Below are 3,528 nucleotides of genomic sequence, written 5' to 3'. Positions count from 1 at the left end.
TCGGGGTGGGGGAGGGGCTGGTGCTCTCCGACGGCGACGGGGTGTCCGATGCGGACTCGGACGACGCAGACTCGGACGACGCGGCCGCGGCCTGCGGGGCCGGCCCGCCGCGCAGGTTCTGGGCCAGCAGCACCCCGCCCACGACGAGTGCGGCCAGCAGGCCGAGCACGAGGAGCAGGGCCAGCGGACCGCCGCCGCGCGTGCGGCCGTTGCCGTCGCCCGGGTCGGCCACCGTGGCGCCGTCGTCGCCCCCGGTGGTGGCCGGGGCGGCCAGGGCATCCGGAGCCGCGGCGGCGGACGTCGAACCGGCAGCCGCCGCGGTGGCCCCCGTTGCGGTCCCGGCAGCCACCGGCGCGGCCGTGCTGCGGGACTCCTCGTGGACGGGCGGCGCGGACTCGGCCACGATCGCTCGGCGGGGGACGGGGCGCTGGCGCCGCACCGGGATCGCCTCGGTGTCCGGGGCGACCGGCTCCGGCGGGTCGGTCTTCTCGGCCGCCACGGACTCGACGGGCTCGACGGGCTCGGTGGGCGGCGTGGCCCCGTCGGCATCGGCGTCGGTGGCCTGCGCGGCGGCGGCCCCCGCCGCGACAGCCGGGAGTGCGGCGGTGCCCGCCTGGGCCTCGCGCTCCGCGGCCTCGCGTTCCTGGGCCTCGCGCTCCGCGGCCTCGCGTTCCTGGGCCTCGCGCTTCTCAGCTTCGCGCCGCTCGGCCTCCCGGGCGCGCTCCTCCTCGGCACGACGGCGGGCCTCGGCCCGGCGCTCGAGCTCGCGGCGCTCGGCCTCCTCCCGCTCCGCGGCCAGCCGGGCCTGCTCGGCCTCCCGCTCGCGCGCGGCCCGCTCCTCAGCCTCCTGCTCCGCCTGGCGACGGGCGCGCTCGGCCTCGGCGCGGCGCTCCTCCTCGGCACGCTCCTCCGCCTCCCGACGTTCGCGTTCTGCGCGTTCGGCGGCTTCCTTGCGCTCCCGCTCGGCCCGCTCCGCGGCCTCCCGTTCGGCGCGTGCCTTCTCCTCGGCCTCCTTGCGCTCGCGTTCTGCACGCTCGGCGGCCTCCCGCTCCGCGCGCTCGCGCTCCTCCTGCTGCTTCCGGGTGGCGGCGTCCGCCGCGGCCAGGGCCGACGCCCCGGCGGCCGCCTTCGCCGCGGTGCCGTCGGAGGGACGGACCCGCTCGGCGAGGCGCTCGGAGAGGCGGTTCAGGAACCCGGGACGACGCTGGGCCTCGTCCTCGTCCGCGCGGAGCCGGCGGTCGAGGTCGGTGTAGTACGCCTCGTCGTCGTCGTAGGCGTGGGGGTCTCCGGTCCGCGACTCGCCGAACAGCTCGGAGCCGAGGCTGTCCGTCTGGAACGGCTCCACGTACAGCTCCTGCGGGTACGCCAGACCCAGCAGGACGTCCGGGTCGGGGTCCCCGCCGGCGATCAGGTACGTGCGGCCCTCGGACAGCCCCAGGTCGAGCACCTGCACGTCGTCGTTGCGCTCGCCCGTGGCCAGCTCCCGCGCGGACGAGGCCACCTGCGTGGCGTTCTCACGGGAGGCCACGAGCACGGTGACGCGGCGGTTGAGCACCTGGTCCGTGCCCAGGAACACCATGTCCTGGTCCGCGGACGTCACCACGTGCTGGGTGATGCGATAGCGGCCGCCCAGGACGGCGCCGACGGCGATGGGCTGGGGCACGGGCTCTTCTCCTGACGACGGGGTCGGAATCCGATGATACGTGGCGTGGCCGTCGCGGCCAGAGATCAGCCGACGCGCAGCAGACGACCCAGCGCCGGCACGCGGGCGACGAGCGGCCGGAGGGCGTCGTCCAGCTCGGGGAACCGCATGGCCCGCAGCACCATCAGGTACACCGGACCCATCGCCACGGCCGCCACCGCGCACGTGAGCAGCGCCGTCCCGATGGAGTTCCACGCGAACCCGCCGGTGTACCCGCCCAGCAGCCACACGACGACGACGCCCGCGGCCGCCGCGGCCAGCGCGGCCAGGCCGGTCTGGACGTGGGCACGCAGCACGGATGCGAGGCCGTAGTCCCCGAACCGGCGCACGGTGAGCACATGGGTCAGGACGAACTGGTACACGTACGAGACGGACGAGGCGACCGCGACCCACAGGGCCATGGACCACAGCGGCAGCAGCATCGCGCCCGCCCACGAGAGCAGCAGCATCAGGAGCGAGCCGCTGACCTGGACCACCATCGGCACCTTGGCGTCCTCGGCGGCGTAGAACACGCGCAGCAGGTAGAAGGAGCCCGAGCGGAACGGGATGGACAGCGCCAGCGCGAGCAGAACCGAGCCCACCGCGACGCCGGCCACCATCGCCGTCTCGGCCGTCGAGCCGAAGACGCGGCCCAGGGGGCCCGCCAGGACCACCACGCCGGCGAGGCAGAACATCAGCGGCACGGTGAACGCGCGCAGACCCTGCGCCGTCGTGCGCCGCACCGCGGACATGTCCTGGCGGCCCATGGCGCGGGCCAACCGGTTGAAGAGCACGGTGGCCAGGGAGAGCACGAACACCGAATGGGGCAGCACGGCCATCAGCATCGCCATGTTGTACGCGGCCACACCGGGGATGGCCGCCTGCGCCATCTCGGCGCTCCAGGTCTCCGTGCCGGGGATGCGCAGCTCGCCGCGGTCGCGGGCCTCCGTGGCGGAGGTGACGTACCGCTGGCACAGCAGGAGCACCACGTTCGTGGCGACCATCGTGATCAGGGTGTACCCGGCGATCCGGCCGGTGTCCCGCAGGCCGATGCCCTTCCAGCCGAACCGCGGGCGCAGACCCAGGCCGAGCCCGCGCAGCGGCAGGAAGAGGATCACGGCCTGCAGCACGACGCCCAGGGTGTGGCCGCCGGCCAGCACGACCGTCTGTGCGCTCGTCCACCCGGCGAGGTCGTCCCCGGCCCGGTACGCCCCGAACATGCCCAGGTACAGCACGATCGCGCCGATCGCGACGACGTTGTTCAGCACCGGCGCCCACATGTAGGCGCCGAAGCGCCCGTTGGCGTTGAGCACCTGCCCCACCAACGCGTACATGCCGTAGAAGAACACCTGGGGCAGACACCACAGGGCGAACACGGTGGCCATCTCGAGCTTCTCCGGCGACCAGCCGCGGGTCAGGGCCGTCATGAGCGGGGCCGCCGCCAGCATGACCACCACCGTGCCGGCGAGCATCACGAGCGTGCCGAGCGTCATCAGGCGGGAGGTGTAGTCCGCGCCCCGGTCGGCGTCGCGGGCGTGCTTGATCAGCTGCGGCACGAGCACGACGTTGAACACGCCGCCCACCAGGAGCAGGTAGATCACGTTCGGCAGGGAGTTGGCGATCTCGAAGATGTCGGCCATGTCCGCGGACAGGCCGATCGCCACCGTCACCAGCGTCGCACGGACGAGGCCCAGCACGCGGGAGAGGAGCGTGCCGGAGGCCATGATCGCGGTGGACCGGCCGGCGCGGCGCTCGCCCTCGGGGGTCTCGTCCGCGGGGTCCACGGCGGCCGGATCCGTGGCGGGGGCGGGGTCCGTCGTCGTCGGCTCCTCGTCGGCGACGCCGGC

2 protein-coding genes are annotated in these 3,528 nt (G+C 74.8%); both read right to left on the bottom strand.

The window, feature by feature from the left end:
* A partial coding sequence (locus QL983_RS10755) for a hypothetical protein (protein ID WP_290152950.1) occupies positions 1 to 1,663 on the bottom strand: 1,663 nt, incomplete at its 3' end.
* 65 nt (positions 1,664 to 1,728) lie between these two features.
* The coding region (locus tag QL983_RS10750) for a lipid II flippase MurJ (protein WP_290152948.1) at positions 1,729 to 3,528 on the bottom strand (1,800 nt) is incomplete at its 5' end.

Source organism: Micrococcus sp. APC 4021 (assembly GCF_030407635.1).
Taxonomy (GTDB): Bacteria; Actinomycetota; Actinomycetes; order Actinomycetales; family Micrococcaceae; genus Micrococcus; species Micrococcus luteus.
Note: the sequence above shows the minus strand (reverse complement) of the source record. Positions and strands in the feature narration are given on the sequence as shown.